At 30.4% G+C, this 6,799-nt stretch carries 7 protein-coding genes; 1 reads left to right on the top strand and 6 read right to left on the bottom strand.

The window, feature by feature from the left end; genetic code table 11:
- Positions 1 to 201, top strand: a 201-nt coding sequence (locus tag AACZ53_RS13165) for a DNA/RNA non-specific endonuclease (RefSeq protein WP_339839328.1), incomplete at its 5' end; no start/stop codon positions are given.
- Here the strand turns inward: AACZ53_RS13165 and rodA are convergent.
- The 6 genes from rodA to purH all read right to left on the bottom strand — a co-directional run.
- On the bottom strand, positions 202 to 1,458 hold the full coding sequence (rodA, locus tag AACZ53_RS13160) for a rod shape-determining protein RodA (RefSeq protein ID WP_339839326.1): 1,257 nt from the start codon (positions 1,456 to 1,458) through the stop codon (positions 202 to 204). It lies immediately after the preceding gene.
- 3 nt (positions 1,459 to 1,461) lie between these two features.
- Positions 1,462 to 3,318, bottom strand: coding sequence for a penicillin-binding protein 2 (gene mrdA, locus AACZ53_RS13155; protein ID WP_339839323.1), 1,857 nt, complete (start codon positions 3,316 to 3,318; stop codon positions 1,462 to 1,464).
- Positions 3,315 to 3,821: a rod shape-determining protein MreD gene (locus AACZ53_RS13150; protein ID WP_339839321.1), complete on the bottom strand. Its 507-nt coding sequence runs from the start codon at positions 3,819 to 3,821 to the stop codon at positions 3,315 to 3,317. Before AACZ53_RS13150 ends, mrdA begins: the two co-directional genes overlap by 4 nt.
- On the bottom strand, positions 3,811 to 4,635 hold the full coding sequence (mreC, locus tag AACZ53_RS13145; RefSeq protein WP_339839319.1) for a rod shape-determining protein MreC: 825 nt from the start codon (positions 4,633 to 4,635) through the stop codon (positions 3,811 to 3,813). The genes AACZ53_RS13150 and mreC overlap by 11 nt, the downstream gene beginning before the upstream one ends.
- 12 nt (positions 4,636 to 4,647) lie before the next feature.
- Complete coding sequence (locus AACZ53_RS13140; RefSeq protein WP_026717393.1) at positions 4,648 to 5,676, bottom strand: rod shape-determining protein; 1,029 nt, start codon at positions 5,674 to 5,676, stop codon at positions 4,648 to 4,650.
- A gap of 57 nt (positions 5,677 to 5,733) precedes the next feature.
- The coding region (gene purH, locus AACZ53_RS13135; protein ID WP_339839315.1) for a bifunctional phosphoribosylaminoimidazolecarboxamide formyltransferase/IMP cyclohydrolase at positions 5,734 to 6,799 on the bottom strand (1,066 nt) is incomplete at its 5' end.

The raw sequence follows: 6,799 nt of genomic DNA, 5'->3' as shown, positions 1-6,799 counted from the left end.
AAAATTATTTTAACTAAAGATAGGTCGAACATGATTGGTTTTTTAGTACCTCACAAGGAATCTAATAAACCTTTATACAATTTCGTTGTCCCTGTTGATGATATAGAAAAGGTGACTGGAATTGATTTTTTTAAAAATTTACCTGATGATGTTGAAAATCGTTTAGAAGCAAACAATGGTTACAAAAACTGGAAGTTTTAATTACCATTCATTTACTTTATTGGCATCAAGTTTTATAAACACAAATAGTAAAACAGTAAAAGACCATAAACTTGAACCACCATACGAGAAAAAAGGTAATGGAACTCCAATGGTTGGAAATAATTTTATAAGCATAGTAATGTTTACAAAAAAGTGAGTAAAAAGAATTGTAGCTACACAATACCCATAAACACGACTAAATTTGGTTTTTTGATTTTCTGCTAATTTTATAATCCGAAGAATTAGTGTAACAAACAATGCAATTACAACGAATGAACCCACAAAACCCCATTCTTCTCCAACCGTTGTAAAAATATAATCTGTATGTTGTTCGGGAACAAAGTTTCCTTTAGTTTGCGTGCCTTCAAGATATCCTTTGCCATATAAACCACCAGATCCAATTGTAATCATTGATTGGTTTAAGTTATAACCTTCATTTTTCATGTCAACGTTATCGTTAAATAACACATCAATTCTATCTTTTTGATGAGGTTCTAATACATTTTCATATACATAATCGACCGACAAAGTAAATCCGGTAATTATTATAAATAACAAAACATATATAATTGGGTTTCTAGATATTTTAGTATTAAAGATAAAGTGAATTATCATAAACACTAATATAAAAGAGACTAAGAAAATCGGTTTTACAAACAAAGCCAACAAGAATACTACAATTGCTGTAACACCAGTCCATAAATACCAAGATGAAAGTCCGTCTCTGTTTAATACAAAAATTAAGGCTAAAAATATCATTGCACTTCCAGCATCTGGTTGCAACATTATTAATCCAACAGGTATCATGATTATTCCTATGGCTATATATTGAAATTTTCTAATTTTTAAGTTAATTTGTGCATCACTTAAATATTTTGCTAATAATAATGAGCAAGATATTTTAACAATTTCTGAAGGTTGAAAACCAAAACCACCTATTTTATACCAATTGGTTTGTCCTTTTACGGAACTTCCAAATACAAATAAACCTAATAAAAGAAGTATTCCTATAATGTAAAAAACAACAGAAAATTTTTCAAATATTTTGGCATTAATATTTAAGACAATTAAAATAATTGGAATAGTTAAAATTATGAAGAGCAACTGTCTTCCATAAATTTGTGAAGTATCTAAAATATAAGTTTCTTCTAAAGGTAATGAAGCAGAATAGATATTCATCCAACCCATAATAACTAATGTTATATAGATAAAAACGGTTATCCAGTCAATATTTGCTATTACACTTTGGTTTTTCATTTATTAGTGGTTAATAGTGAAAGGTTTTCCGCTAATCACTTTTGCATATTCCGATTCTAAGCTTTTAGTAAGCATTGCTTTTTCTAAGTCAGTTCGGGTTATTACTTTATTAAGGTACTTTTCAATCATTAAAGTAGCAATTGGGCCAGCAAATCTATTTCCCCAATATCCATTTTCTACTAAAACGGCTATGGCAATTTTTGGATTGTCTTTTGGAGCAAAAGCCACAAATATAGAATGGTCTGTTAATTGAGTTCTAACTCCATTGATTTTTGCAAAATTTTCAGCTGTACCTGTTTTTCCACAAATAGCAAGGCCTTCTACTTTTAAAGTTCTCGCTGTTCCGATGTTGTATACATCATATAAACCTTCAATTACTGGTTTAAAATATTGTTTATCAACAGACGTTTGATGGCGAGTTGTGAATTTTTTATCAATCTCAAAATTTTTAATTTTCTTTACAATGTGAGGTGTGTAATAATATCCTTCATTTGCAACGGCTGCCATCATGTTGGCAAGTTGCATTGGAGTAACATCAATCTCTCCTTGACCAATTGAGTTTGAAATTATTGTATTACTTCTCCAGCCACCATTTGGATAAAATTTCTCATATAAACTTGAAGAAGGAATTCGACCTTTTCTTCCAATAGGTAAATCATAGCCAAGATAATTACCTAGTCCAAAGCTTTGTAAATGTCTATTCCAGTTGTCAACACTATAGGATGGATCTTTATATTTATCAATAGTTCTTTTAAAAACGTTGGCAAAATAAGTGTTGCAAGAATTGTAAATTCCGTTATGTAATATTGAAGTTCCTGAATCGTGACATTTCATAAAAGCACCACGTCCATAAGAAAAACCATGACGACAAATAAAACCAGTGTTTTCATCAATTACTTCTTCTTGTAGGCCAATTAGTCCGGTTAGAATTTTAAAAGGTGAACCAGGAGGATATTCAGCTAATAAACTTCTGTCGTATAAAGGTTTTGCAATAGAATCATAATACAACATGGTGTAATTTTTGGATCTATCTTTTCCAACAAGTAGAGCTGGATCATAAGAAGGAGCAGAGATAAGTGCTAATATTTCTCCTGTTTTAGGCTCAATAGCAACAATTCCTCCTCTTTTATTAATCATTAATTCTTCCCCATATTTTTGCAATTCAGCATCAATGGTTAATGTTAAATCTCTTCCTTGAATAGGGATAGTGTCATATTTTCCATCCTTATAAGAACCTATAATTCTATTAAACCTATCTTTTTGAAAATATTTAACCCCTTTTACTCCTCTTAGAATTTCTTCGTATTCTTGTTCAACACCTTGAACACCAATTAGATCTCCACTTTTGTAATAAGGATTTTTGTTAATTTGAGCTTCATTTACTTGTTTAATATATCCAAAGACATTTGGAGCGTAGTCTATTTGATAATCGCGTAAAAAACGTTTTTGAATATAGAATCCTTTGAATTTTCTTATCTTTTCTTGAAAGGCAGCGTATTCTAATTTAGTTAACTGTGGCAAAAATACAGATGGTAATCTAGGACTATAAACTATAGCTTTTTCTATTTTCTTTTTAAAATAGTCCGTATCAACTTTAAGCAATTGACATAACTCTACTGTGTCTAATTCCTTAATTTCTCTAGGAATTACCATGATATCATATGAAGGTTGATTGGCAACTAATAATTTACTGTTTCTATCATAGATGTAGCCACGTTCTGGAAAATCATAGGCAATTTTAATAGCATTATTGTCTGACTTAATTTTTAAACTATCATCGATAATTTGAAGATAAAAGAGTCTGATTAAAATAATTATTGCAGATATGATTACTATTGCTGGTAATAGTATTTTTTTCATCGCTTATTTGGTTTTATTAAATATATAGTCAAAATACAAACAATGGTTGTGAATATAGTATTTAAAAGTGTTCTAAGGAATATATCTAAAATTAAACCAAAACGCAATAATTCTAGCATATAAATAAGGAAGTGATGAACAAAAACGGACAGAACTATGAAGGAAATTCGGTCATAAGAAATTTTTTCGGTAATTTTTATTGTTTGATATTCATAACTCAATCCAAAAGAAAATTTGAATAATAGAGGTCTAATATAAGCTAAAATTAAACAAGCTGTTGCATGTATTCCACCAGTGTCACCAAACATATCTAGAGTTAATCCTAACAAAAAACTCATAAATAAAAATAAAGACCTATTGCTATTAACTGGGTATAGAATAATAAAAAGAACATACGGAAATGGGTCAAGATAACCAAAAAGCTTAATGTTGTTAAATACTAATACTTGTAAAGCTATCAATACAATAAATCTAAATATATTTAGTAAAAGACTACTGTTCATTGTATGAGTTTTGTAATTCTATTAATTCAGTCTTTTTTATATTTTCTATAATATAAACAAATCCCACGTTTGTCATATCGTTAAATAATCTAACGCTAATTGTATAGTAGTTAGTGTTTTTATCTATATATGCTTTATCAATTCTTCCAATAGGAATGTTTTCTGGAAAAATAACAGATTGACCACCAGTTACAATAGTGTCACCTTTTTTAAGGTTAGCCAATCTAGGAACATCAACTAGTTGAACATAACCAGCATTTTTAGCATCCCATGTAAGAGTTCCAAAATGATTGGTGTTCTTGATTTTTGCATTTAACCGCGATTTTGTATTTAATATACTTAAAACAGTCGCATAAGCATTCGTGGTTTTGTCTATAATTCCAACAACACCTTTGCTATTAATAACACCCATATCTTCTTTTATGCCATCTTTTATTCCAGCATTAAGAGTCAGATAATTATCATATACATCAAAAGAGTTTTTAATAACCTTAGCTTGAATAACTTTATATTGAAGTAAGTTTTCAGGAAGATCAATAGGAGCAGTTAAAGTAGTGTCTTTTTTATTGTATAGTAGTTGTTTTAAATTACTGTTTTCTTCAACTAATTCTTGGTTTACTTCTTTTAAGTCAAAATATTTATTGACTTCATCAATTTTTTCATAAACAGAACCACTTATATAATTTGCTGAACTAATTGTTCTGCTTTTATGGTAAGAATTGTTTTGAATAGTAAAGAAAATAGATGTGCCTAAAAGCAGCAAAAACAGCAATTTATAGCTGTTTTTAATAAAGAAGTTTACTATTTGCTGCATTTACGTTTTCTGTTATTTGATAAGTATTCCTTTGTATTTGTTTATGTTTTTCAGTGCCATTCCAGTTCCTCTTACGACTGCTCTTAAAGGGTCTTCGGCAATGTAAACAGGTAAGTCAGTTTTTAATGATATTCGCTTGTCTAAGCCTCTTAACATAGATCCACCGCCAGCCAAATAAATTCCAGTGTTGTAAATATCCGCAGCTAATTCAGGAGGTGTTTGAGATAAAGTTTCCATAACAGCATCTTCTACACGTTGAATAGATTTATCCAAAGCTTTAGCGATTTCTCTGTAAGAAACATCTACTTGTTTTGGTTTACCCGTAAGTAAATCTCTACCTTGAACGGACATGTCTTCTGGAGCATTTTCTAATTCTTCAATAGCTGCACCAATTTGAATTTTAATTTTTTCTGCTGTAGTTTCTCCAACAAATAAATTGTGTTGCGTTCTCATGTAATAGATAATGTCGTTTGTAAAAACATCACCAGCAATTTTTACTGATTTGTCACAAACAATACCACCAAGAGCAATAACTGCAATTTCTGTAGTTCCACCACCTATATCTACAATCATGTTTCCTTTTGGTTGCATGATGTCTACTCCAATACCAATTGCAGCTGCCATAGGTTCATGAATAAGGTATACCTCTTTTCCATTTACTCTTTCAGCAGATTCTTTTACAGCACGCATTTCTACTTCTGTAATTCCAGAAGGAATACAAATAACCATTCGCAATGCTGGAGTAAATAATCTTTTCTTTAAGGCAGGAATACTCTTGATAAACATACTTATCATTTTCTCCGATGCATCAAAATCAGCAATAACACCATCTTTTAAGGGACGAATTGTTTTAATGTTTTCATGCGTTTTACCTTGCATCATACTGGCTTCTTTTCCGACAGCTATAATTTTTCCAGTAATTCTGTCTCTTGCAACAATAGATGGACTATCAATTACAACTTTGTCGTTATGAATGATTAAAGTATTTGCGGTACCAAGGTCAATTGCTATATCCTCGGTCATGAAATCAAAAAATCCCATATTAAATAAAGGGTATTAGTTACTATTTAGCTATTTTAGAATACAAAAGTAATAAAATTAATGTTTAAAATGACGAATTCCTGTAAATACCATTGCAACATTGTTTTCGTTGCAATAATTAATACTCAATTCATCTTTAATTGAGCCTCCAGGTTGAATGACTGCAGTGATTCCTGCTTTGTCTGCTAATTCTACACAATCAGGAAACGGAAAAAAAGCATCACTTGCCATAACTGCACCAGTTAAATCAAAATCAAAAAAAACAGCTTTATCAATAGCTTGTTTTAAGGCATCAACTCTAGATGTTTGACCTGTTCCTGAAGCAAAAAGTTGTCTATTCTTTGCAAAAACAATAGTATTTGACTTTGTATGCTTGCATATTTTCGAAGCAAAAATTAAATCTTCAATCTCTTCGTCAGAAGGCTTAGCTATAGTAACGGTTTTTAATAGCTCTTTAGTATCTGTAACGTTGTCTTTATCTTGAACTAATATTCCGTTTAAACAAGTTCTTACTGTAGTTGAGGGAAGTGCTGCTTCTTTTTGAACTAAAATAATTCTATTTTTCTTTTCTTCTAATGTTTCAAGAGCATCATTATCATAATCTGGAGCAATAACGACTTCACAAAATAATTTATTAATTTCTTCAGCAGTTGCTTTGTCAATTTTACCGTTTGCAATTAAAACGCCTCCAAAAGCAGAGGTTGGGTCTCCAGCAAGAGCAGCAAGATAAGCTTCTTTCATTGTTTCTCTTGTTGCAATTCCACAAGCATTGTTGTGTTTTAAAACAGCAAATGTTGGTTCGTTATTTTGAAACTCACTCATTAAATTTACAGCAGCATCAACGTCTAATAAATTGTTGTATGATAATTCTTTCCCATGTAACTTACTAAACATATCATCAAATTTTCCAAAGAAAAAGCCTTTTTGATGAGGGTTTTCTCCATAACGAAGTGCTTTTCCATTTGTTTCACTAATTTTTAATACAACTTCATCATGAGTTTCGTTGAAATAATTAAAAATAGCTGAATCATAATGAGATGAAACATTAAAAGCTTTAGTTGCTAGTAATCTTCTATTTTCAATAGTGGTTGCACCACTGTGCTCTGTATAAAAAGTTAAAAAT

Origin of the sequence: uncultured Flavobacterium sp., from assembly GCF_963975005.1 — a bacterium.
Classification (GTDB): Bacteria; Bacteroidota; Bacteroidia; order Flavobacteriales; family Flavobacteriaceae; genus Flavobacterium.
Note: the sequence above shows the minus strand (reverse complement) of the source record. Positions and strands in the feature narration are given on the sequence as shown.

Coding starts and splice junctions, on each gene's coding strand:
- rodA (WP_339839326.1), bottom strand. CDS start 1,458: ATGAAAAACCAAAGTGTAATAGCAAATATTGACTGGATAACCGTTTTT.
- mrdA (WP_339839323.1), bottom strand. CDS start 3,318: ATGAAAAAAATACTATTACCAGCAATAGTAATCATATCTGCAATAATT.
- AACZ53_RS13150 (WP_339839321.1), bottom strand. CDS start 3,821: ATGAACAGTAGTCTTTTACTAAATATATTTAGATTTATTGTATTGATA.
- mreC (WP_339839319.1), bottom strand. CDS start 4,635: ATGCAGCAAATAGTAAACTTCTTTATTAAAAACAGCTATAAATTGCTG.
- AACZ53_RS13140 (WP_026717393.1), bottom strand. CDS start 5,676: ATGGGATTTTTTGATTTCATGACCGAGGATATAGCAATTGACCTTGGT.